General features: G+C 55.9%; 19 protein-coding genes. All 19 read right to left on the bottom strand.

The window, feature by feature from the left end; genetic code table 11:
* Positions 1-21 precede the first annotated feature (21 nt).
* Complete coding sequence (gene tssE, locus ACVWZ0_RS18485) at positions 22-477, bottom strand: type VI secretion system baseplate subunit TssE (protein WP_253458563.1); 456 nt, start codon at positions 475-477, stop codon at positions 22-24.
* Positions 477-1013, bottom strand: coding sequence for a type VI secretion system lipoprotein TssJ (gene tssJ, locus ACVWZ0_RS18490; protein ID WP_253458560.1), 537 nt, complete (start codon positions 1011-1013; stop codon positions 477-479). Before tssJ ends, tssE begins: the two co-directional genes overlap by 1 nt.
* The gene (tssG, locus tag ACVWZ0_RS18495; RefSeq protein ID WP_253458557.1) at positions 991-2076 is read right to left on the bottom strand and encodes a type VI secretion system baseplate subunit TssG; all 1086 of its coding nucleotides are present in this window, start codon (positions 2074-2076) and stop codon (positions 991-993) included. The genes tssJ and tssG overlap by 23 nt, the downstream gene beginning before the upstream one ends.
* Positions 2040-3794 carry a type VI secretion system baseplate subunit TssF gene (tssF, locus tag ACVWZ0_RS18500; RefSeq protein WP_253461222.1) on the bottom strand — a complete coding sequence of 585 codons (1755 nt, stop codon included), beginning with the start codon at positions 3792-3794 and terminating at the stop codon, positions 2040-2042. The genes tssG and tssF overlap by 37 nt, the downstream gene beginning before the upstream one ends.
* Positions 3795-4221: 427 nt before the next feature.
* Complete coding sequence (locus ACVWZ0_RS18505; protein ID WP_253458555.1) at positions 4222-6174, bottom strand: T6SS effector phospholipase Tle3 domain-containing protein; 1953 nt, start codon at positions 6172-6174, stop codon at positions 4222-4224.
* 70 nt (positions 6175-6244) lie between these two features.
* Entirely contained in the window at positions 6245-7216 is a 972-nt protein-coding gene (locus ACVWZ0_RS18510) for a T6SS immunity protein Tli3 family protein (RefSeq protein ID WP_253458552.1), read from the bottom strand.
* The gene (locus tag ACVWZ0_RS18515; RefSeq protein ID WP_253458550.1) at positions 7185-7454 is read right to left on the bottom strand and encodes a T6SS effector phospholipase Tle3 domain-containing protein; all 270 of its coding nucleotides are present in this window, start codon (positions 7452-7454) and stop codon (positions 7185-7187) included. The genes ACVWZ0_RS18510 and ACVWZ0_RS18515 overlap by 32 nt, the downstream gene beginning before the upstream one ends.
* Positions 7447-8088: a T6SS immunity protein Tli3 family protein gene (locus ACVWZ0_RS18520; protein ID WP_253458548.1), complete on the bottom strand. Its 642-nt coding sequence runs from the start codon at positions 8086-8088 to the stop codon at positions 7447-7449. Before ACVWZ0_RS18520 ends, ACVWZ0_RS18515 begins: the two co-directional genes overlap by 8 nt.
* A 7-nt stretch (positions 8089-8095) precedes the next feature.
* Positions 8096-8605, bottom strand: a complete 510-nt coding sequence (locus ACVWZ0_RS18525; RefSeq protein WP_253458546.1) for a T6SS effector phospholipase Tle3 domain-containing protein — start codon at positions 8603-8605, stop codon at positions 8096-8098.
* A complete protein-coding gene (locus ACVWZ0_RS18530) occupies positions 8595-9389 on the bottom strand; it encodes a T6SS immunity protein Tli3 family protein (RefSeq protein ID WP_253458544.1) in 795 nt (264 codons plus the stop codon). Before ACVWZ0_RS18530 ends, ACVWZ0_RS18525 begins: the two co-directional genes overlap by 11 nt.
* Before the next feature lie 365 nt (positions 9390-9754).
* A complete protein-coding gene (tssA, locus tag ACVWZ0_RS18535; protein WP_253458542.1) occupies positions 9755-11353 on the bottom strand; it encodes a type VI secretion system protein TssA in 1599 nt (532 codons plus the stop codon).
* Positions 11350-14730 carry an ImcF-related family protein gene (locus tag ACVWZ0_RS18540; RefSeq protein WP_253458540.1) on the bottom strand — a complete coding sequence of 1127 codons (3381 nt, stop codon included), beginning with the start codon at positions 14728-14730 and terminating at the stop codon, positions 11350-11352. Before ACVWZ0_RS18540 ends, tssA begins: the two co-directional genes overlap by 4 nt.
* A complete protein-coding gene (locus ACVWZ0_RS18545; RefSeq protein WP_456784504.1) occupies positions 14730-16226 on the bottom strand; it encodes a hypothetical protein in 1497 nt (498 codons plus the stop codon). Before ACVWZ0_RS18545 ends, ACVWZ0_RS18540 begins: the two co-directional genes overlap by 1 nt.
* Positions 16178-16441 (bottom strand): PAAR domain-containing protein, encoded by a 264-nt coding sequence (locus tag ACVWZ0_RS18550; protein ID WP_253458536.1) that lies wholly within the window; start codon positions 16439-16441, stop codon positions 16178-16180. The genes ACVWZ0_RS18545 and ACVWZ0_RS18550 overlap by 49 nt, the downstream gene beginning before the upstream one ends.
* A gap of 14 nt (positions 16442-16455) precedes the next feature.
* Positions 16456-16923: an effector protein Tle3 domain-containing protein gene (locus ACVWZ0_RS18555; RefSeq protein WP_456784506.1), complete on the bottom strand. Its 468-nt coding sequence runs from the start codon at positions 16921-16923 to the stop codon at positions 16456-16458.
* 64 nt (positions 16924-16987) lie between these two features.
* Positions 16988-18538: a T6SS effector phospholipase Tle3 domain-containing protein gene (locus ACVWZ0_RS18560; protein WP_456784508.1), complete on the bottom strand. Its 1551-nt coding sequence runs from the start codon at positions 18536-18538 to the stop codon at positions 16988-16990.
* A gap of 16 nt (positions 18539-18554) precedes the next feature.
* Positions 18555-19304, bottom strand: coding sequence for a T6SS immunity protein Tli3 family protein (locus tag ACVWZ0_RS18565; protein ID WP_253458530.1), 750 nt, complete (start codon positions 19302-19304; stop codon positions 18555-18557).
* 243 nt (positions 19305-19547) lie between these two features.
* A complete protein-coding gene (locus ACVWZ0_RS18570; RefSeq protein WP_253458527.1) occupies positions 19548-22040 on the bottom strand; it encodes a type VI secretion system Vgr family protein in 2493 nt (830 codons plus the stop codon).
* Between the two features lie 82 nt (positions 22041-22122).
* Positions 22123-22563, bottom strand: coding sequence for an inner membrane protein YiaA (gene yiaA, locus ACVWZ0_RS18575; RefSeq protein ID WP_253458524.1), 441 nt, complete (start codon positions 22561-22563; stop codon positions 22123-22125).
* Positions 22564-22627 lie beyond the last annotated feature (64 nt).

Here is a 22627-nt window from a genome sequence, read left to right on the forward strand (position 1 = left end):
TATACGCCTCCGTTCTCTGGTTCAGAGGATGGATTGCCGATCGAGATACTGCTGCTGTTTCATATGGCGGATCAGCACCTTGCCTTCCGGCAGAAATTCGGTGCCGTAGCGCACCAGGCCAATCCCTTTCAGCTCGGCATCAATGCCATAGCGCAGCTCGCCGGGCATGGCCTGCGGCAGCAGCGTTACCTGAATGCTGTTCAGGCGCGGCTCGTAGCGGAGCAATACCTCGGACAGCGTGGTCATCAGCTGGTGCGCCGTGCCGGGCATTCCCTGAAGGATTTTGCTCATATCCGGCAGGCCGTAACCGGGCAGATGCGCCAGCGTTCCGGCGCGGCAGTTGAGAATACGCTGCATATTATCGAGCACGGAAAGAATGACCTGGTTCTCTTCGCTGATATCGTGCAGATCCAGCCCGCCGCTGAAGTTGCCGTAAAGCATTTCATACAGCGAGGGAGCGTTATGTGAGTGCGGCATTATTTCTCCTTGAGGGAAAGACTGTTATCGCCCGCTTCCAGCACGCGAGCGTTATCCGCGTCCAGCGCTTCACGCGCCAGCACCTGCTTCCAGTTATTTTTAGTCAGATCCGGCTGGCGGAATAACCCCACCACCGCGACGAACTCCGCCTCTGGCGCCATCGGCATATCCAGGTTGACCGCGCCGCCGGGAGTCAGGATCACATCCCGGCTGGCGAGCAGGTCGCTACTCAGCAAGGTATCGCCTTCAGTAACCAGCTGCTGATAGACCAGCTTATCGAAGACCTTACGGTCGCGAAGCTGATAGACGCGTATCACTACGGACTGAGGCGCGCTGTGACTTTCGCGCGTATCAGTATTCAGCGCTTCCCGACTGGTAAAATCGAGATGCAGCACCTTTATTTGTTTATAAAAAATGGCGGACACCGCCGAGCGGGTGCCGTCGGTGACGCTTTGCGTCAGTCCGCAGCCGGTCAGGCTGACGGCCAGTAACGGCAGTAGCCAGCGGGCGGATTTAATTGAATTGGTAGGTAACACGCTGATTTCCTTGTACGGAGACGGCAGACGACAGCCCCTGATAGCGGCCGGATTCAATGGTAAAAGTTTGCGGCACGTCGCTGGGGATCTCATCCCCTTCCACGCCCAGTACGCCGCTCATGCCCAGCCGGAACGGCGCTTCGCCAAGAGGGGCTACGCGCAGCAGCGCCGTGCTGACGGTCAGACGAATTTTTGCCTTAAAGCGCCAGCCCAGGTAAACGCGCAGCATCACCATAAAGTCCTGATACAGCTGACCGTCCGGCATCCAGCCCTGGGTTTCGCTTTTGCTGTCGGTTATCAGCTCAATCAGCAGCTGGCTGCTGGTATCCATAACTTCGTCACCCAGCGGCGTATTACCGTCCAGCAGGAAATCTTCCTCGCCGTAAAAACCTAGCGGCTGGCTGATTTCCACCGGCCGCAGGCTGTAGGGGCTGACGCTGGCGCGGGTTTCCGGGGCCAGCAGGCGAACCAGCGCCTGGATCCCTTCCTGGGTTTTTGCAGGCTGCCGCAGTACGCCCAGCAGCGCCAGGAAGCGAGAAACCGGCGTGGCGATATGGCTGGCGGTGCCGGGAATTCCCAGCCCGACTAACCCCAGCAGCGACTGGGAAATAGCGTCCGTGCCGCCTGGCTCAAAGGTGGCCGGATAGGAGTATTTACGCCAGATGCGATAGAACTGCGTCAGGATGCGGTGGCTGAAAATATCGAGAAATGCCTGGAGCGCCTCATGCCCTTCCCTGCGCTGGGTAATATCGTCCAGATAGCTGGTGGGCAGCGGTGAATCCACGCCGTACATGCCCATAAACGTGGTCCGTATTTTGGGTGCGGCCGTGGCATCGTCTTCACTGTATTCAACGCTTTTCAGCTCGCTGGCGGGAAACCCCATCCCCGGCCACGGGGTAAAGCGCACCGCATCATCCTGCGGACGGCTGGAGCTGCCGAGCGGTGGTCGTTCCGGGTGCTGTTTTTCCAGCAGCTGACAGAAGCGATAAAAGTTTATCCGCGTCAGCTCCGCTTCCAGACGCGGGCTTAACCGGGAATGCGGCGGTTGTGTTTCTCTTCCCATTGCAGGCGTTCTCCGGTGGGGTTCAGCATGATAACCAGTCGATTAAACAGATAGATATCGGTATACAGCGCGAAGAAGTGACTGAGCATTTCGCCAAACAGACAGATATCGCCGTGGCCGGCAAAGCCGTGGCTGTCGAGCGTGACGTCAATCTGCACGCCCCGCAGCAAATGGCCTTGTTCAAAGCGCTCGATTTCGCTGTGGCTGACATCGACAATCGCTTCCAGACGGCGGCGATTCATCTCGCTGCCGGTCCACTCGTACAGCGCCAGCGTGCCGCGCAGCACGTCGGCATTGTCCATCATCGACAGGAAATTGCTGCCGAGATGGCTCAGCACGCGCCAGTGAAAACGGTCGCGATCCGGCGGATAACAGGGCAGCGTGGGCGCACAGAGGTTGCGCACCTCCACCTTTGCCGAACTGGTCTTCATCGCGGTATCCAGCACCGTGCTCTGCAACGCGCGGCGCGGCAGCTGGCCGTTGGTGCCGGTAAGCGTCAGCGACAGGCTTTCATCATCCGGCACGGTATGGTTATCAAAGGCTTCCCCACCGAGGATAAGCCAGGTGTTATGCAGCCCGGACGCGCCGCGCCGCACGCGGGTATGGTAGTAATATTCCGGCGCTTCGTGACGCATCATGCCGCCCTTATGGCGGAAGCTGGAAAACGGCACGTAGGCATGCCGCCCGGAGGAGATCACCGAATCGACGGAATAAATTTCGGTATGGCCATCCTGCACGCGCATAGGACGCAGCAGATACTCGGTCTGAAGCGAGTTCAGCGTCAGCGGGTCGGACTCCAGCGGAAAAAGATTGATGACCGGCGCGCAATGCAGCCGCAGGTGCTTCTCGCTGAAGGTGAAATCGTGCTCCCAGCGCCGCGCCAGCACCACCTCAATTTCAAACCATGCCAGTGCGGTAGGCAGCGTCACGCTCTCCAGACCGCGCAGGCCGGTGAACATAAATTTTTCCCGGAAGGTAAAGTATTCCAGCAGCAGCTGGTAGCCGCTGAAGCTGCTTTCGCCTTTCGGCCACAGCCCGTCTTCCTCGCCAAACCCCAGCGCGGTAAAGCGCGCGTCCAGCGGGCGACGCTCCGGCTCTCCCGGCAGGCGCAGCCAAATAGTGGCGGTGTTTAAGGTAAAGGCTTCATGCATCGCGCAGGCCAGCGGCGCGTCAGCGTTAAAATAGAACGGGATCAGGCTGAGATCGACCCGGCTCCAGTCGGCCAGGCTGCTACAGGCAAAACGCAGGCGCACTACCGATCGCCCTTCCGCATCGGTTGAAAGCGCGGCCTCCTCCAGTGCCAGCGGTTGCAGGCCGATCTGCTGAGTCGTGGTGTAGCGACAGCGGGTCGCTTTCTCGCCAATAGGCCGCGAGAGGATTTCAAACCCCTTCGCGATGGCTATTTTTTCTTTCATTTCGCGCCAGTCGGGGCTGAACTCTACTATCGACATTGACGGAATAGTCCGTAAGTAGTGCGGCCACAGCAGCGTGACCAGCCCTTCCGTCAGCTCGGGCAGATCGTCATCAAGCTTCTCGCGCAGGCGGCCCATCATAAAGGCGAAGCCCTCGAACAGGCGCTCCACATAAGGATCGCGAGCGTCCGCTTTATCCAGATTCAACAGCGCCGCGCGATCCGGGTGAGCGCGAGCGAACTCTTCACCCGCTTCAAGCAGGTAACGCATTTCCGCGTCGTAATAACGTAGGGTTAAGTCGTCCATGAAGATAAATCTCAACTTTGGCGGATCTCCTTCAGGCCGCCTGAAAAAGCGCGACAGAGGAAGCAAGCCGGTAAAAAAGAAGGGTGTGAATGACTAGCCGATGAAGTCGATAGTCGACTCATGCAGGTGGCGCGCCAGAGCGGCCCTGGCCTGCTGGTTTTTCTCAGTGATAACGCGTGTGCTTTCCCGGGCGGCGAGCAGCCCCGCTATCGCTAATTTTAGTGCCTGATATGAGCGTATCCTGCGTCGGCCTGATGGTCAGGTCGCCAGCCTGTGCCGCTTTCCTCCCTTATCACAAATCATTACTACGCTTCTGTCTCTTAGTATCAATAAGATATTGAGGTTCATTGGACATCCGTCGTCATATTTAATCAAAAACTTAAGTAGATTCTGTTTTCCGGCATTCGTAGCTGTATTTCTCATAACGTCATTTGCCCTTCGCCTGACGGACCGCCGCATTCATCTTCTCTATCTCCGCCCGCGCACCGGCCCGTTTTGCCGCCAGGTCAAACGGCGTGTCCCTGCGGATCAGCGGCGGCATCGGCGGTATGCTCAGCTTACCGCTATGGTAATAGTCGTCGCTCTCCAGCCAGTCCGCCTGCCTGCGTAGTTCCGCCAGCGCCGCCCTGTCCCATGAATGCCAGCAGAACCCCACCGGCAGGTCATAGGCCACCACCCGGCTCATAAAGTCCTTATTTATCGGCAGCGTGCTGTGGTCGGTCGGGCGCAGCACGTATGTGCGCACCTCCTCCCGCATTTCCTCATAAGACTGTTTTTCATACCGTATCCGCTGCTCTTTTGAACCCGGACCCGGCTGGTAGTAGCCCGACGCCGGCTTACGCTGCATTTTCCGGTCAAAGTAGCCGTACAGGGAGATGTAGTAACGGTAGTCCGCATCGACGGGCATATTCCTTTCCGGATCAATCTGTCCGTAGCCATATCCCGTCGGGCCGCGCTGTTTTTCCGTGCTGCGGTAGTCCCCGTCAAAGTCCTTCAGCTCCTCTGCCGTAAGCGGAACCGGCACCCGCGACGCGTTTATGTTCAGCCTCTGCGCCCGCTCCGGCGCCGGCCACGTCAGCTTCTGCATCACCGTGGTCGTGCTGTCCCAGAACGGCCTGCCGTCGCCCGGGTCGCCGAAGCGCGTGGCCGGGTCGGGCTCGCCGCCGCAGGGGATGTTGCGCGCCAGCATGCGCACGTACAGCGTGTCTCCGGCCTGCTTAAACAGCGGATGGGGGGCTGTATAGCCGCTCTCCCGGGTGTTGGGCAATCCCTGCCAGCCAATGCTCCGCAGCGGCGACGAACCCATAACGCGGTCGTGCGGATTGCAGTAGATAAAGGTGCTGCCGTGATTGTCCCGCTCCGGCAGCCCGTTAAACGTTTTCCCCGCCGGCGTCCAGCTTTCCCCGTCGCAGCACGCGCCCGCCAGCAGGCCGCCGGCGTTTTGCCCCCGCAGCCGGCCCCTGTTCTCCGCCACCTTTTTCACAATATCGGCAAAGGTCGCCTCGCGCGCCTCCGGCGTGATAATTTCGTCAGGCGGATAGGAAACGTAGGTGGTCGGCTCATTATCCAGCGCGTAGGGCGAGTTCATCACAAACAGCGCGTCCGGCGCCTCGATGGCCGCCGCTGCCAGCGCCACCATCGTCCCCTGGCTGTGCGACAGCACCGTCACCGTGTCTTCCGGATGGGCGCGGCGGATTTGTTTTATCAGATTTGCCAGGCGGCCGGCGGCGTGAGCGTAGTAGCTGCGCGGCGGCGCCCGGGTCAGCAGGCGGTCGCGCTCGCCGTTCATCAGCTGCGTGCTGAAGGGAACCGGCACCCCCATTACCTGAAGCCAGTTGTCAAACCCGGCCCCGCTCCACAGGCTGACCAGCTGGTTGCAGCCGTTCTGAAAGGGGCCGCCTCCCCAGAAAAAAGGTCCCCCGCTCTTTCTCTCTTCCGGCGTGAGCTCGTAGTAGTTATCGCCGCGCTTATTTTTCAGCGGAATGGCATAGTCGTCTTCCTTTCCTTCGGCGGCCCGGTAGCCCCAGTAAAAGCGGATTACGGGGGAGCGGCCCTCTTCCGTTATCTTTCTCGTCGGGACAATCCATTTTTGTTTTATGTCACCTTTTTTTCCGCTATCGCCATAACAACCATCCCATCCTGAATCATTTTTATCACAGGGCGCCATATAACCTTCCGCATAACGATTTTCTTTTAACCTGTATTTTTCATCTTTGTCATCCAGTCCTAAACGACGATTCAAACCCTGACATAATGCTTCTTCAGCGTCGTTATACCACTCTCCTTCTGAGTTAACTCCATGCACAAAAATAATCAGCCCCGGCAACTGCAAAGGTAGTTGAAGCTCGGCATTAACTTTGATGTTTTTATGTGATGTCATAGAGTAGCCAAAAGGCATTCCATTATCTGTCAGATGGACATCAATTTTTCTTGTAGGTGAACTTCTGTTATTACTCATCAACCCCCCTCTTATTTTGCACAGGCTCTAAGCGGCGATCGCACTGCATCGTTTCCTGGATAGTCTGAGAAACATCGATAGAAAGAGTGGGTTGATGAACCGGGCCGGTTGCTCCGGAATAAAAAGAGTTGTTAGTCGCTTCCTCATCTGGATAAAACGTCCATTTTAAGGCGTAAGCACTGGTTGGTGAGCGTTCAGGAAAAGCATATTTAATCATATAAAATCCCTCATTCGTTACCAGCATATCGTAATTTTTGGTATTCCCATTAGGATCCTGCGTATACCCACCATAGGTCACCGAGCGTTTCGTTTTACCCCCATCAGTGGTTAACGCAACGATATTCATACACCCTTTATCCGATCCCATACAGGCGGCTTTGTTGTCATTTCTTGTCACAGGAAATGCCAAATAATCATCACGTGTAGAAGTCCAGAAAAAACGACCCTTAAATAAGTAGCCTGATGAGGGTGAAATCTGAACGTGGATGTTTTTTAATTTATTATTATAAAACGTCTGCCCGTTCTCACAGCGGGTATAATTTTCCAGCGTGAAATAGCGATTATCATCAATACGGTAAATAATTTGCGGCGGCCCGTAAACCGGCGGGGGTGCATTCCTGTCTTTTTCGGTCATCACCGTTTCATGCAGTGAGCCGGCCCCGAGACCAAAAGCGGCCCCCTCTGTCACGCAGCTGGTTAACAGCGGCGCGGTTAACAGAACGGATAACAGACACGACATTTTCGTCAGAATATTCACAGTGGTTAATTCCTTTTTATATGAATCCAGGTTCAGGTTTTTTTGTAGCGCGGCATTGCCCCGCTCCACAGGCTGACCAGCTGGTTGCAGCCGTTCTGGAAGGGCCGCCTCCCAAGAAAAAAAGCCCCTGCTCTTTCTCTCTTCCGGCGTGAGCTCGTAGTAGTTATCGCCGCGCTTATTTTTCAGCGGAATGGCATACTTTGTCATCCTGTCCTAAACGACGATTCAAACCCTGACATAATGCTTCTTCAGCGTCGTTATACCACTCTCCTTCTGAGTTAACTCCATGCACAAAAATAATCAGCCCCGGCAGCTGCAAAGGTAGTTGAACCTCGGCATTAACTTTGATGTTTTTATGTGATGTCATAGAGTAGCCAAAAGGCATTCCATTATCTGTCAGATGGACATCAATTTTTCTTGTAGGTGAACTTCTGTTATTACTCATCAACCCCCCTCTTATTTTGCACAGGCTCTAAGCGGCGATCGCACTGCATCGTTTCCTGGATAGTCTGAGAAACATCGATAGAAAGAGTGGGTTGATGAACAGGGCCGGTTGCTCCGGGATAAAAAGAGCTATTAGTCGCCTCCTCATCTGGATAAAACGTCCATTTTAAGGCGTAAGCACCGGTTGATGAGCGTTCAGGAAAAGTATATTTAATCATATAAAATCCCTCATTCGTCACCAGCATATCGTAATCTTTTGTAGCTTCTGTCGGGGATGTGGTATTTGATCCATAACCCACACCATGCAATGTTTTTCCACCATCGGTCGTAACAATGACTGCATTAACGCATCCCTTATCGGCTCCTACGCAGGGGGAGTTCTTTGTATCTGCCGTTGCGGGAAAAGCCAGGTAATCGTCCCGCGTGGACAGCCAGAAAAAGCGCCCCTTAAATAAATACCCTGAGGCGTTTGACACTTTAGTGTGCACTCCGTTTTTTTTATTATTATAAAACGTCTGCCCGTTCTCACAGCGGGTATAATTTTCCAGGGTGAAATAGCGGTTATCATCAATGCGGTAAATAATTTGCGGCGGCCCGTAAACCGGCGGGGGTGCATTCCTGTCTTTTTCGGTCATCACCGTTTCATGCAGTGAGCCGGCCCCGAGACCAAAAGCGGCCCCCTCTGTCACGCAGCTGGTTAACAGCGGCGCGGTTAACAGAACGGATAACAGACACGACATTTTCGTCAGAATATTCACAGTGGTTAATTCCTTTTTTTATAAATCCAGGTTCAGGTTTTTTTGTGGCGTGGGGGCGCCCCGCTCCACAGGCTGACCAGCCGCTTTCATTGTGACTTACTTCAGTTAAACGACCCGCATCATATTTATTTTCCACAAGGGAAAATTTATCTTTAAGTCCAAGCCTTTCGTTTAACCCGTCACATAAGGCCTTTTCCGCATAGTCATACCATTCCCCCTCAGAGTTGACTCCATGTACAAAAATAATCAATCCGGGTAATTGCAGCGGCACCTGCATTTCGGCATTAATATTTATATTTTTATGGGAGGTCATGGAGCAGGCAAAAGGCGCACCATTATCAGTTAGTTTTACCTCAACCTTACGCGTAGGCGATAATAGTCGACTATTGTTCATCAAGACGGCTCCTTACCAGCTGTTTTGGTTCCAGACTACGGTCGCAATGCATGTTTTTATCTATACTTTTAGTATAGAATTTTGATAAATCTATTTTATAAAACCCACCCACGGGAATCGGCTCACCCGGTTTGAATAAATCATAGACACTCTCTATTTTAAGCACACCGAAATGGTATTCATCATTAAAACCCCATCCATCTATCACAGGATATATTCTGTTAACACCTCGATAGTAAATCATATAAAACCCCTGATTCGTCACCAGCATATCGTAATCTTTAGTGTCCCCATTAGGGTCCTGCGTATACCCACCATAGGTCACCGAGCGTTTCGTTTTACCCCCATCAGTGGTTAACGCAACGATATTCATACACCCTTTATCCGATCCCATACAGGCGGCTTTGTTGTCATTTCTTGTCACAGGAAATGCCAAATAATCATCACGCGTAGAAGTCCAGAAAAAACGACCCTTAAATAAGTAGCCTGATGAAGGCGAAATCTGAACGTGGATGTTTTTTAATTTATTATTATAAAACGTCTGCCCGTTTTCACAGCGGGTATAATTTTCCAGCGTGAAATAGCGATTATCATCAATACGGTAAATAATTTGCGGCGGCCCGTAAACCGGCGGCGGCACATTATTGTCTTTTTCGGTCATCACCGTTTCATGCAGTGAGCCGACCCCGAGACCAAAAGCGGCCCCCTCTGTCACGCAGCTGGTTAACAACGGCGCGGTTAACAGAACGGATAACAGACACGACATTTTCGTCAGAATATTCACAGTGGTTAATTCCTTTTTTATATAAATAAAAATTCGGTATTTTTTAGAAAAACCCCTTACCACTATTCAACAAAACCCATCCGGCCGGGAAAATGGATTTTATATTCTTATTACACGACGGGCTGTCCAATAAAAAATAAGTGAAATAAAACCTCATTGGACACAGGTAGCTCAAACAGCCCCTTAACCCTTGCGTTCTTTGTCAGCAAAAGCCTCGGCCGCAGCTTTCAATATTGCCCCTTGGATCCTGATATACACGCTGTCATATTCGGTGCTGAATTCTGTATGGTAAAACTGTTCCCTGTTTAAAAATCTGGTATGTAACTGAGCAAAAACTATTACCGGCATTCCTTTCTGAATGACAATTACCCACACAGCACCGCCGCACGGGCCGGATCGAGTACGATCAGGCCGCTCAGCAGCGTGTCCATCTCTGGCTGAAGGCGATCTTTTTCCGTTTCGCTGCGTGCAGCTTTGTTGCGCAGCAGCTTTAATCGTCGCGCCCGAACTTCAAATAACAGTTCAGGGGACCACTGCGGCAGCGTCAGCGTCTGCGCGCCGCTGTCCAGTTCGCCCAGCAGGTGCAGCGCCAGATCGTTACGGGCATATTGCTCCGCCAGGCGCGCCATCAGCAGACGCATCAGCCAGCGATCGCGGGCGGAAGCCATACCTGGGCGGGATTGTAACCAGACGAACGCGGCCTCAACCCCCTCGCTGTCCGCCAGCGCCAGCAGCTCCGGCTCCAGCGTCAGCACGGCTTCATTATCCTGCGGGACGGCGGTTACCGTATCGGTGGCCCAACTCTCCGGGTCATCCATCACCTGCTGATTGATCCAGTTCAGCGTGACCTCATCGGCAAACGGCGTGCCGTCGTTAAACGCCAGCGCCTCCAGCCCCGGCAGCCGTGACAGCAGTCCTTTTAGGTCCCGACAGAGGATATCGGCGCGCACCGCATCCGGATCCGCTTTCGTCAGCGCCTGCCAGGTGTACCACTGTAAATCGAGCCACAAATGGTTGACGCCCTGGGCAAAAAGGTCATCGGTCTGCTCCAGCAGCTCCATCCAGCTCTGCTGGAGATAAAGACGCTTGAGATGGGCGCGATGATCCGGCTTTGGCGGCAGAAGGCGGGTGCGCCCGCTGGCGTCAAGCGGCGGCAGTTCGGTCAGCGTATCCCAGCGGATACTTTTCATCAGATGGTGTCCTCCCAGCCAGCCGCCCGGCCGATCGCGAAGATATTTCGCCAGCATTTTCGCCTGATCGAGCAGGTCACGACCGGAAGTGACGATTGTCATTACCGGTGCGGCCGCTGACGACGCAGTGGAGGAGGATACGCGATCTTCCCGGCTGGTCTGCGGTACCAGGCTATCTGCGCCGCCGTTTTGCGCCAGCCGGTTTTCCAGCGCCAGGTAAAGCCTGGCGAGCTGCGGACGATGCTCTTCAGCCAGCGACTGCATAGCCTGTTCCGCCAGCAGCAGCGCGCCGGTGATGCGCTGCATGGTGGCCATATCCACTTCCGGGTAGAGCGAGAGGCTGTCGAGTACGCGTCCGCTACCAAGCCACTCCAGCGCGGATTTGCGGCTGCGCTCGCGCTGCGGGTGCAACTGCGTGCCAAAGCGTTGCAGCATGGCGGCCAGCAGCTCCAGCCCTTCCGCCAGCCCGGCTTCGCCGTCCTGATGCAGCCGTGCCCAGACATAAAAGGTCGCCACGCGCAGATCCTTGCTTACCGTGGTCAACAGCTTTTCCGTGAGCGAGCAGATTAGCGTGGTATCAATGCCCGAAAGCTTGTTCACCTCTTCGCGGATAAGCTGAAAATCATCGTCATAGCCGGGTTCATCGCCCGCTGGCTGTACGTCACGGATCGGCAGCAGCCAGGCGCGCCAGTCTTCCGCCCGCGCCTGCGCCAGCCGCATCAGCGCGGCTTGATCTGCGTGGCAGGCGGTCACGATATGCTGTAGCGTGGTCATTCATCTTCTCCTTCCATGGCGGGCATCTCGCTATCAGCCGCCAGCGCTCTGGCGGCCAGAACAGCATCAACGCTGAAAATTTCTGCCGGTAGCCTGAAGTTGCGCAGCGCCAGCAGCTGTAACGGGCCGCTGCCCAGCTGCGAGCGCAGCGCCCATTGCAGGTTGCTGCCGTCAGGAGCGGTAAACGTCATCATCCACTGGCTGCTGTCCAGCTGGCGGCGCTTGCCCTGCTCCAGCCAGCGGATCAGTCCCCAGGTGCCGCTGTAATCGCCAAACAGCCTTGCCCCGGCACTGGCGGTGCTCCAGGTCAGCAGGGTACCGGGTTTGAAGGTGTCGCCCGGCCAGCGGAAGGTTTGCCATTCGGCCATCTGATTAAAGTATTTCTGCTGCTGACCGTCGATGGTCAGCAGCGTCTGCACCACACCCGGCGTCGGACGCGCCTGCAGTTCAAAGCTGATGCCCTGGCTGCCGTCGGTGAACAGCACGTCAGAGAGCTGACTAAGCTGGTTAAGCGCTTTGAGAAGTGCCGGATTAAAGGTCAGCCCCTGGCTGTTGGTCCGATCCGGTACCCACTGGCTGCCCTCTTTATGCAGCACGCCGCTCAGCTCGGCGTTAAGAAAACGCTCGATACGGCCGCTATCCCTGCGCAGGAATTCGGCCAGCATCGGCAGTGAAGCATCGTTGCTGCTGGCAGCAAACGGATAGCGCCCGTCAAACGCGCTGCGCCACAGGGCCACCACCGAGCGGCTCCACCTGTCGTTGAGGCTGGCCGCCGACGGTTGCAGCACCGTCTCCCAGGCCTGCGTCAACGGCTGCACGAACATCGTTTGGCCAAAGCCGCTCCACTCTTCGCCCAGGCTGGCGGCAATCAAGCTGCCGTACTGGCGGGTATCCGTCAGGTCGATGCTTTTGCCCTGAAACACCGTCTGTGCCAGCGTTTGCATCATCTCCTGCGGATCGGAGCTGCCCGCAACCTGTTGCAGACGCAGGCGCACGCGGGTAATGCGCGTCAGATAAGTTTGCAGGCTCAGGCTGTCATCGCCCGACAGGGCGTTGGCGGCTTTATTTCTGCCCATCAGCGTCAGCAGCGGGCCGAAGGTGTCGTCAAGCGGGCCCTGCGGCCCGGCGGCGCTCTGGTCGATTACCGGCTTTTTGCTGCTGCCCACCAGCTCCTTCGCCGATTTGATAAGGGAGTCCGACAGCGCCTCGCGCTGCTCGCCGGTCTGCCCCTGCCATGCCAGCGTGTTCATCAACGCAATCAGCGGCGACTGGCGGACGTCGCTCATCAGCGTCAGCTGGTCGGTTACGTCGGCAATATTGCTGGCCGGATTAAGGCGCAGGCTGTTAAGGAAGTTAAGCCAGCTACCGGCAAAATCGGTGAAATAGCGCTGCGTCAGGCGCGCTTTCAGCGCTTCCGGCGACAGATCGGCGGCGAGCCCCTGGCGGCTGTCGCTGAGCACCCAGTCAATCTCATCACGCCGTGACGTTGCCGCTTTGTCGATAGCCTGCTGCACGCCGCCTTCCCAGGCCTGGCGGGTAAACATGCCCGGCACCATCCTGTCTGTGGTGAACAGGCGTCGGGCATCGGTGCCGTTGGTCATATCCTCCAGCGTAACGTCCGCAAAGTTGCGGCGTACCGATTTGAGCATGTTTTCATACAGGGTGCTTTCGGCGTTGCGGCGGCCAATCTGCTGGAGCAGCACCTGACGAACCTGAGCGACCATCGGGGCATCCGGGGTGATGGCCCAGCGTGGCTGATACGGCAGTTCAGCAATATAAAATGCCCACAGATCCGGCGCCAGGCTCTGCCATAAGCCGGGCGAGATCCCGCTGCGGACTGGCTGTACCGTTTTCATCACCGTGGCGTAAAACGTGCTGTCCACCTTCTCGGGATGCGCCATCATCAGCCAGGCCTTCAGCTGGTCGTAGCCGGGTTTTGCCCGTGTAATACGCAGCGGGCTGTCCGGCGGCAGGTCCGCCAGCGCGTTCAGCTGCTGCCGGAGCGCGACGTCCGCCGGATCGCGAATCAGTCGGTTATTCGCTATGCCATACCACGGCATCATCGCCGCCAGCAGCGATGCATGATGATCGAGGCCGAAACGCCGATACCAGGGCGCGCCTTCCTGATGCCAGTGTTTCAGCAGCCCGGCCTCGTTGCGCAGCGCGTACAGACTGGTCAGCTGCTGGTCGGATACCGCCTGAGTTTGCACCACGGCGCGGGCCTTCTCCGCCACGCTGATTATCTGGTGGCGATTAAGCGCGAAGGAAACCAGCAGGCCCGCGCCCCACACGCCAGCCATCGTCATCAGCGCCCAGGCCAGCGTCTGCTGCCAGGGCATCCCGACGCGACGGCCGCGCAGCCGGGTACAGTCATCCACCACGCCCTGCCAGGCGGCGGATAAGGTCAGAGCATGGCGCGGCATTACCTGCGCACTCTCCGCCGTCCCACTGCTTTCCGCCAGGCTGAACATCAGGCCGCGCAGGATGATGCGCTGCTGCGCGCCCTGTAGCCAGGGCGACAGCTGCGTTTGCCAGCGCGCAATACCGCCGCGCGCCAGCTGCTGGCCCAGGCGCAGCAGGAAGTCGTGCTGTCGGTGCTGCGCAATCTGCGCCATCCCCTGCCTGCGCAACATCGGCAGCAGGTGGTTAAGCTGTGAGGCGATATCCTCCGGCAGCGCGCGCAGCGGAAACGTCGCACCGACCGGCTGTTCGGGCCTTCCCTCCTGCGACCAGTCGCTGCTGCATAGCTGCCACAGCCATACCGGCGGCAGATAGCGCAGCAGGCTGCCGATGCTCTCCAGCGCGCGTAAATCACTATCGCTCTGCTGCGGCGTCAGGTTTTGCTCTTTATCCAGCACGCGGACAATGCCGTCCAGCGGACGGCCGCAGCGAAGTTTGCGCAGCGCGTGATATTTTTCGGCGTCCACTTCGCCCCCCAGGTTGCCGCCATCAATCAGCACGGTACGGTTACCTTCCAGCCACTGCTGCTCTTTCAGGCCGGGCAGCAGGGTTTCGCGGGCAGCGTCGTCGCCCACCACCAGCAGCAGACGCACTTTGAAGCGCCAGAACAGGCCGTAGCGAGCGCGGAGATGGGTGTTCAGATCGGTAATGGATATTGACTTAAAAGGTACGCGTTTTTCTCTGCTGTTGTCTCCTGCCGGGCTGACGGGAGTCCCCGTTGCCGCAGGATTGAAGATAAAAAAGATCAGGGTACACAACAGGCACGCCAGGAAAATAAATCCGATTAGCGGAAACCAGAACTGTCGGGTAGCGGCTTCAACCGGTAAGACTTTCAGTTGAGAAAGCAGGAACAGCAATAGCAGTAAAATAGCTACGGTCAGCAGCCCGAGCCCCAGTAGACGAGAAAAATTTTTCATTATTTAACCTTGCTTCCTTGCTTAGCGGCGGTACGAATAAACGCAGGCAGCAGCAAGCGGGCCACTGATTTCCGTAAAAGCAGCGCGATACCCGGCAACATGATCCCCAGCATCAGCAATACACAGGATGCTCCCCACCAGGAAAATAGCCATACGGGATATTTGCTGCCCAAACACCACAGCAAAACGGAATGCAGCAGTACGGCCAGCGTTATTCCGCCTGCGGGAAAAGGGGCCGTCAGCGCCATTTCAGACCGCTGATACGGCACCGCTGTCTCAATACCGGCCGCCATTGCCCAGGCCTGTTTATCATCAGCCCACACTAACCAGTGGCTTCCTGTTTCGTAATCCGCCGTTTCTGCCGCCGCTACCATCATCAGCCAGCTGGCAAGGTGTCCGTATTGCTCGCTACCCCGGTCAAAATCAATCAGCCCGGTCATTGGCGCAGATCCTGACAAATGCAATGACAGGCCATGCGTTGCCGTTGCCAGTAGCTGTCGTTGAGGTGCGGTTAAGCCACTAAACCATATCAGCCGTATTGCCTCAGCGGGCTGCTGTACCATATCCCGCAGCTCTTTTAACTCGGCAGTGAGTTTGTTGGTTTGTAGCGGCATAGCACGGAACAATTTCAGCGCATCCGTACGCGCAGCAGAAGGGAGCAAAGAAGGCGGCATCAGCAATAGCGCTCCGGCCATTTCAGCCTGAGTTTCACCCGGCTGACGATAATGCAGCGCCAGTACTAATACTGGATGTTTGCGTTCCAGAAGCTGCTTATTCCAGTACTCGAAAGGGAACGTCGTTGGTAAAATTTGAACGGTAACCTTCCACGGTAGCGCCTGCTGTTGCCATATTGCAATAATCCGCTCCCGTTGTTCCTGCGCAGTCTTTTCAGTAGCGGAAGATGTCTGAACGATTACCGTCACGCCTCCGGCTGGATACCAGCGGCTCAGTGTCGACGTTGCCTGAGCAATCAGCTTCCGGCAAAGCTGTTCAAAACGGGAAATCCCCGGCACCAGAACTTCATCGGGAAGCAGCGTAGTTGATTTATCCTCACCCTCCTCCTCGCTGGCAAGCCCGATCAAGCGAGGAATGCGCTGCGCGTCCGGGGTTAACATTACGCGGCTGACAACGCACAAATGCTGATGCGCCTGCCGCTGCCAGGCGGCGTGCATATTCAGCCGCCAGCTGTTCCAGTACCAGATGCCAAGAGCCTGCGTTTCCCACCACAGCAGATAGAGTGTGACAGCGGCCATAACAGCTATCAGCGTATAGCCAGTCAGCAACAGCCGTGCGTCTGATGAAAGGGAAGAGAGCCCGCCAGCGGGCGCAGTAAGGAGTGCCCATGCAAGAGCGATGCAGACACCAAAGAACAGAATAAACAAACAGATCCATGGCGACCACGCGGCAGCCGGACCTCTGGCTGGTACCTCAGGAACTGACCATCCCATCAGTCGATCTCCATATCCTGGAGGCTGGCGATTACCTGCGCACCGCATTCCGTTTTGCAGCCGTGCAGTACGATGCCGCGCCCCTCTTCTTCATAACCTGTCGCATCGCATTCAATAATGCGATTATTGCCATGCTGCGGACAGGTCACGGAATCGTTTAACAACGCAACATGCCTACCCTGTATTTCAAACGTGGAGGATGCCGAGATAACTTTTCCTCCGTGAGTGGTCGCATCTCCCAGTACTACTGCAAATTTGCCCATAACTTTTTAATCCCTTAATAAGTTGACGTGGATGGTCTGCCCTGTGCGTTAAGCTTTTTGTTGATCGCCTCCCATTCCGCTTTTTTTGCAGCGGAAACGGTTTCCGTAGAGATTTCAGGAGGCATGGGTACGTCGGGCAATTTACCCGTGTTGAAATAGCTGTTGTAGCCTTTGGTCCAGTCCGCCATATCACGCAGCTTTGCCATAAAGGCTTTGTCCCAGGTCGCATCACAGAAACCAACGGGTAAATCGTAGGCAACGATCTGACGCATAAATTGTGGGCTCTTTGGTAGCGTACTGTGATCGGTAGGCTGAGAAATAAAGGCGCCGACGCGGATGCGCCGCTCCTCATCGGTTTCCGGGCGCATCACGGGTTCAGCTTTAGGGTAATCCTTGCCGGAGGGTCGGTATTCACCGGTAGGTACCTGGATTTTTGGATACAGCACCACAAAGTTATTAAAGGTATCGTCATTGGGGGTCATAACTTTCTGGCCTGAACTAATTTCCACTTCCGATGATTGCCCCCAGCCGGTTCCTTTAGCTAACTTAGGATTTTTTATTCCAGCGCTCGCCATCGTCGGGACGTTTCTCATCAAAATCGAGCATCTCGGAGGCCAGAATAGGAGCAGGAACCTCCTCCGCATTAATATTGAGAGTCTGATAAGCGGGCGTATTATAGGTGAGTAAATCACCATCATCGTCCCAGAAAGGTTTGCCGTCCGGTAACGGCCAGAAAGGGGTTTTAGGATCCGGTGCCGTACCGCAGGGCGTGGCACGTGCCATCATCCGTTGAAAAAGATGGCCCTTGTATATTGTTATTAACCTGTGTGGTTGTTGCTGTAGTCCGCTGTTCGGCAACCCCTGCCAGCCCAGACTTAACAGCGGTGATGATCCCATTACCCTGTCATGTGGATTACAGTAAATATACAGACGTCCGTGGTTATCCCGTTCAGGGATCCAGCGATCGGATGTGGTGACATCTTTGCGCATTTTGGTTTTTACCGCAGGGTAGTTAACACCCGATGATTCGATACCATCAGGCGTATAGGTGATGCTCGTCAGCGGTATTTTAGATTTATGGCTTATCGCCGGCGTCCAGGGCTGTTTATCCTCCGATTGACCAACACACAGGTCGATATATTTATATGCCGGCAGAGCGGTGGCACGCTCGGCTATTTTTTTTATAATCGCCTCTAACGTCTGTTCCCGCGCCCTGTCCGACAGTAGCTCTTTATCCGGCAATGAAAAATAATCCGTAACCTTTGTACTCATGGCATAAGGTGAATTAAGGATAAACAGGCTGTCCGGCGCTTTATCCGCAAGCAGCGTGGCGGCAAGAGCTATCATGGTGCCCTGACTGTGCGAAATAACGCTGACGGTGTCCTGTGGGTACGTTTCACGAATGCTATTGAGCAAATCTGCCAGACGTCTGGCCGCATGGGCATAATATTTACGCGGCGGCGCCGTCTTTAACAGGCGATCAAAGTCCGGCGCGAAAGTTTGCACCTCCACGCCCAGATAACGCATTCTTTCATTAAACCCCGTATCACTCCAGAGAGAGACAAGATTGTTTGTACCGTTCTGGAATGGTCCGCCTCCCCAGAACCACGGGCCTTTTTCCCGCAGCGCTTCTGGCTTCAATCCTTGCTCTTTTAATTGGTGATAATCCTCATTCTGCCGGTTGACCAGCGGGATTTGCCAGCTATCCTCTTCTCCGTCAGCGGCACGATATCCCCAATAAAACCGAACGACCGGAGAATTTGCCTCACCGGCATTCAGTAACTGACGATCTTTTTTATAATTATCAGCAGCGGGAGTATCACAATTATATTTGTTGGGCTTAAGGGCATATGAAGTACCATTTAGACCCAGGCGTGTATTTAACCCCACACAAATATTTTTCTCAGCGGAGGAAAACCATTCGCCGTTAGAATTTACGCCGTGTACAAAAATGATAATACCTGGATAATGCATAGGCAGTTTGCACTCTGCCCTGACGTTCACGCTTTTAGGTGAGCGGCAACTGCGAAAATCAGGCTTCCCGTTATCATCAAAAAAACAACCTACGTCACGGGTGGGTTCATTTTTTATTTCCATTGAAACTTACTCCCTGTCAGTTTTTAATATACCTTACACGTTTGGGTTTTATTTTATCATTACAGTGAAAATGATCGTCCTGTGATAATTTGTTTAACTTTAAACTTGATAACTCAATCCATTCAGTTTCGCTTCCTTTCTCGTCAGCTCGCGTTAATTTTCTTATGAGCTTACTCGAAGAGCTTTTCTGGGCAAAGATGGCACCGTCCGTTATGAAAATATTGTAACTTGGGATTATCTCACCCCAGCCAAACAAATTTATTTTACCATCAACACTGCCACTCATAATAAAATGAGTTGCCCCGCCATATTTGTAATCAACATTTCTGTCTGGGTAAGCAATAACATTATCACTGGCGGCATAAATAAACTTACCTTTAAAAGACAAGACGTTATTTTCCTGCATTACCGAAACTTCATCCTGCGGTTTTTTATCATGACCTTCTATTCCGGCAAATATCTTTATTTTTTTATTAGTGTCATTATAATAAACAAAGCCGCCGCTGTTACAGTCCAGATATTTCTCAAACGTAAAAAAACGATGATCGTCGATGCGATAAACTACCTGTGGCTCGACATCGATCTCAACATCCCTTATTGCCCTCCCCCCTGAAGCGCCGGGATAACCGTAGCCAAAACTGCCTCCCACGGTTTGCAGCATCGGTAATAAAATAAAGCCTCCTGCCACGACTACCACTAACAGCAAAACGGCGACCAGGGCCAGTTTCAGGCCGGTACTGATACTATTTTCATTTTTGCCTTTCATAATAACACTCCATCAATCATGGTGTTATTCACTCTTATCCGCGTTATCTTTTTTATGATTAATAAATTTATTCCCTCATGAGTTTAACTTTTTTTAAAAAAGGATTTTACACCCTTATAGTTACCATCACCACTTAACTTACCCCATAATAAAAGGAGTACTCATTTTATTTAAGATGACTCGATTCACATCAACTAAAAAAATAAGCAGGAAATAAAATTCCTGCCATTTCATTCATATCAACTATGATCTTTTTGGCAATACAGATAAGATCATATCTTCAACCACTTCGGACTGGGACAATTCTGTCTCACCAGTGGCAGAAGTTACGCCTTCAATTATTTTTCCGTCCGGCATGGTAATTCGGTAAGGCAGATTTCCAACGGGATGGCCGGTCAGGCCGTGGGTGACAACAAATTTTTCGTCGAAACTCTCCGGCTCAAAAGACTTCATCACCCCCCGCAGGCTCCCGGCGCCCGCCTTCTTTATCCCCGCGTTCTTTATCAGCAGCCTGCCCGGCCCGCCGATTTCAACGTTCCCTCCCTTCAGCCTGATGTACCCCCCGCCGCACACCAGCGTCAGCTCGTCCTGCGCCGTCACCACCAGCTTTTTACCGCTCGACAGGTGCGTGTCCCCCGTTGACCAGCTCGTCAGGCTGCCCCCCTGCGCCTGCACGTCAATATCCCCGCCCGATGCGAACAGCTTTGCCCCTTCCCGGCCGAACAGGCTCACCTGCCCGCCCGCCGACAGCGTAAAATCCCGCCGCGCCCCCACGTCCAGCTGCCTCCCCGCCGTCAGCGTCAGGCTCTCCTGCGCCGACAGCTGCATGTCCTCCCCGCTCGCCACCGCCACGCCCGCCGGCGCGCTGCACAGCAGCACCTCCCGCCGCAGCCCTTCCAGCCTCTCCTCCAGCAGCGCCTGCTGCCGCCCCACGTCCGCCGCCAGCGCACGCGCCTGCCGCGCGCTCGCCGCCAGGGAGCGCATTTCCGCCAGCGCCGCCGACAGCCGCGACAGCGCCGACGCCATCTCCAGCTGTTCGCCCTGCGCCTTCGCCTGGGCGTCCGCCGTGATAAACAGCCCCTTGCCCGCCCGTATCGCGCCCCAGCCGTCGCTGCGCAGCTCGAACCCCTCTCCCCGCTTCTGCTTTTCGCCGTCCACCAGATGGCCGAGGTTCAGCTGGCTCTTGCCGCCGTATTCCGTGCTGAGCTTGACGTGCTCCTGCCCCCGCGTGTCGTCCATCCGCAGCTTGTTGTTCGCCGGCGTGCGCAGCACGTTGCGCCTGAAGTTGCGGATGGTGACGTGGTCACCGTGCGCCGAGTCGTGCAGCGCCCCCGCAATGTACGGCCGGTCCGGGTGGCCGTGCTCAAAGGCTATCGCCACCTCCGTGCCCGCCAGCAGCGGCAGGTGCAGCCCGCAGGTGTCGCCCGCATAGGCTCGCGCCTGGCGCACCCACAGGCTCTCGAAGCCGGTTTCCCACGCCGCCCGGTCAAACATCATGCTGACGCGGTAGCGCCCGTCGCGGTCGATGTGGCCGTAGGTGTCGTTCACCGTGGTGCTGGTGACCCGCGCCGGAAGCGTGCCGGCCATCACCGGCGGCGGAAGCGGGATCGGCCGGAAGCCGTAGCGGTCGTTCAGCGGGATGCCGTCAAGCTCGGTTTCAAAACTGCGGTCGCGCCGCGCGGTGCTGACCACGGCGGTAACCAGCATCCCGCTGCGAAACGCTCCGCCGACCTCCTGGCCGCCGGTCACGCTCAGCTCGCTGCCGGGCGCCAGCGTCGGACAGGAGGTCACCGCCGACAGCCGCGTCTGCTCGTTCAGGCAGCGCTCGTGGCGCAGGCGGGCGTAGAAGGTTCCGCTTTCCGGCGCCGCTTCTGGCCCTTCGCCCGGCGTCAGGTAGTTACCTCCCCAGCTGTAAGATTCGCCGCAGGTGGTGTCGTCGCCGCCGGTGACGTCGGCATGGACGTTCATGTCCTGCATGGCGTTGCGGTAGTTGTAGTCGCGACCGCTGACGCTTTTCTCCACCACCACAGAGCGGCTGGCAAGGTTCCATACCGAGTCGCTGCCCGCGTCGTGCATCCCGGACGGCGGCACGGCCGGCAGCGTCAGCCCCTTCACGTGGCCCTGGCGGCCGTCGTAGAACTCCACCACGTCAATGTGCAGGCGCGCGTCCGGGGTGAAGCGGAACCAGATGCCGACCTCGCCCAGCAGGCGGGTGATAAACGCCAGGTCGTCCTCGCCGTACTGCATCACCTGCTCGCGACGCGGATAGTCGTGCGCCAGCGTAAAGACGAAGTCCTGCCCGCGCATCCCGTGCCGCTCGCGCAGGATTTTCTCCACAATCTGCGGCACCGACATGTCCTGATAGATGGCGTTGTGGCGGCTGCGCGACAGCAGGGCGAGGCGCGGCCGCAGCGTCACGGCGTAGAGGGTCTGGTCGGCGGAGGTGCCGAGGCGCTCAAAGCCCGTCACCACGCCCTGCACCACGCGCACCGGCCGCTGTACGCGGATCCCCATCCCCTGGCTGACCGGCGCCCGCAGGGTCAGCGAGGCCGGCTTCAGCAGCATCGCCTCGCGGGTGAGGCCGGAATCGGCGCTGGTGAACTCAACGCGCCAGCTGAACGGCTCGCTCAGGCGCTCCTCGCCCCGGAAGGCCAGCACGTCTGGCTGCGCCTGGCAGTCGCGCACCGCCAGCAGGTGGTGGCTGTGGCTGAAAAAAGAAACCGGATTTATGCTCATATGATGTCCTTATCAGGCCGCTGCCGCGTGCGGCAGCGTGGCTATTTCCCTGTGGATAAAGCGGGAGAAGTCCAGTCAGGGCTTAATCTTGCGCAGGCTGATCCTGTAACTCATTCGGCGCGGACTGAACGTTGCATAAGCTGTCGCGCGTGTTCTTCTGCACCGCAACGGCACCAAACAGCGCCATAAAGAACGTCACCCCGTAAAAGCCCTTTTCGTTGGGCATCAACGTGGCGTTCCACAAGCCCGTGACCAGTAAAATCACGGCGATCGTAAAGGAGAGCAGGCAGATGAAGTAGTAAAGCTGCGTGGTCGGTATGTCTTCAAAGCGGTCGCGCACGGTCTTCTGCAACGAAACGGCGGAAAACAGCCCGAGGATCAGTACGGCAAAGTAGTAACCTTTTTCATTCAGCTGCATGTCGGCACGCCACAGGCCGAACAGGTAGACCAGCACGCCGCCAAGCATGGCGATCCAGGAGATTGCGATAAAAGCGGGTGAAACCGGGATATTTTGCGTTTTCATTTTTATTACCTTGTCTGTTGGTGGGATAAATGCTGACTGTGAGGGGCACAAAGGTATCCCCCTC

This window comes from Erwinia sp. TECH1 (assembly GCF_054057575.1).

Excerpts from the sequence above, each read along its gene's own strand:
- tssE (WP_253458563.1), bottom strand. The coding sequence starts at position 477 with ATGCCGCACTCACATAACGCTCCCTCGCTGTATGAAATGCTTTACGGC.
- tssG (WP_253458557.1), bottom strand. The coding sequence starts at position 2,076 with ATGGGAAGAGAAACACAACCGCCGCATTCCCGGTTAAGCCCGCGTCTG.
- tssF (WP_253461222.1), bottom strand. The coding sequence starts at position 3,794 with ATGGACGACTTAACCCTACGTTATTACGACGCGGAAATGCGTTACCTG.
- ACVWZ0_RS18505 (WP_253458555.1), bottom strand. The coding sequence starts at position 6,174 with ATGACATCACATAAAAACATCAAAGTTAATGCCGAGCTTCAACTACCT.
- ACVWZ0_RS18510 (WP_253458552.1), bottom strand. The coding sequence starts at position 7,216 with ATGACAAAGTATGCCATTCCGCTGAAAAATAAGCGCGGCGATAACTAC.
- ACVWZ0_RS18515 (WP_253458550.1), bottom strand. The coding sequence starts at position 7,454 with ATGAGTAATAACAGAAGTTCACCTACAAGAAAAATTGATGTCCATCTG.
- ACVWZ0_RS18520 (WP_253458548.1), bottom strand. The coding sequence starts at position 8,088 with ATGACCGAAAAAGACAGGAATGCACCCCCGCCGGTTTACGGGCCGCCG.
- ACVWZ0_RS18525 (WP_253458546.1), bottom strand. The coding sequence starts at position 8,605 with ATGAACAATAGTCGACTATTATCGCCTACGCGTAAGGTTGAGGTAAAA.
- tssA (WP_253458542.1), bottom strand. The coding sequence starts at position 11,353 with ATGACCACGCTACAGCATATCGTGACCGCCTGCCACGCAGATCAAGCC.
- ACVWZ0_RS18540 (WP_253458540.1), bottom strand. The coding sequence starts at position 14,730 with ATGAAAAATTTTTCTCGTCTACTGGGGCTCGGGCTGCTGACCGTAGCT.
- ACVWZ0_RS18545 (WP_456784504.1), bottom strand. The coding sequence starts at position 16,226 with ATGCGGTGCGCAGGTAATCGCCAGCCTCCAGGATATGGAGATCGACTG.
- ACVWZ0_RS18550 (WP_253458536.1), bottom strand. The coding sequence starts at position 16,441 with ATGGGCAAATTTGCAGTAGTACTGGGAGATGCGACCACTCACGGAGGA.
- ACVWZ0_RS18555 (WP_456784506.1), bottom strand. The coding sequence starts at position 16,923 with ATGACCCCCAATGACGATACCTTTAATAACTTTGTGGTGCTGTATCCA.
- ACVWZ0_RS18560 (WP_456784508.1), bottom strand. The coding sequence starts at position 18,538 with ATGGAAATAAAAAATGAACCCACCCGTGACGTAGGTTGTTTTTTTGAT.
- ACVWZ0_RS18565 (WP_253458530.1), bottom strand. The coding sequence starts at position 19,304 with ATGAAAGGCAAAAATGAAAATAGTATCAGTACCGGCCTGAAACTGGCC.
- ACVWZ0_RS18570 (WP_253458527.1), bottom strand. The coding sequence starts at position 22,040 with ATGAGCATAAATCCGGTTTCTTTTTTCAGCCACAGCCACCACCTGCTG.
- yiaA (WP_253458524.1), bottom strand. The coding sequence starts at position 22,563 with ATGAAAACGCAAAATATCCCGGTTTCACCCGCTTTTATCGCAATCTCC.